The organism is Faecalibacterium sp. AF27-11BH, from assembly GCF_003603005.1.
Taxonomy (GTDB): domain Bacteria; phylum Bacillota; class Clostridia; order Oscillospirales; family Ruminococcaceae; genus Faecalibacterium; species Faecalibacterium taiwanense.
Window position 1 is genome coordinate 338 of sequence record NZ_QVGS01000039.1, and the last position, 242, is coordinate 579.

Annotated in this window: 1 protein-coding gene; it reads left to right on the plus strand. The window is 56.2% G+C overall.

What is annotated here, in order from left to right; genetic code table 11:
- Nucleotides 1–242, plus strand: a 242-nt coding sequence (locus DWY76_RS14470) for a virulence-associated E family protein (protein WP_243112070.1), incomplete at both ends; no start/stop codon positions are given.

Genomic DNA, 242 nt, shown 5'->3' on the forward strand with positions numbered 1-242 from the left:
AATGCCCTTGACTTCCTGCCCCTTGACCGTTCCGGCAACCGCCGCTTTATCCCCGTCATGGTGTACCCGGAGCAAGCCGAGGTTCACATTTTGGAGGACGAAGCCGCTTCCAGAGCCTATATCGAGCAGATGTGGGCAGAAGCGATGGAAATTTACCGAAGCGGCAGGTTCAAGCTGGCTTTCAGCCCTGCCATGCAGCGGTATCTCAAAGAACACCAGCGGGATTTTATGCCGGAGGACAC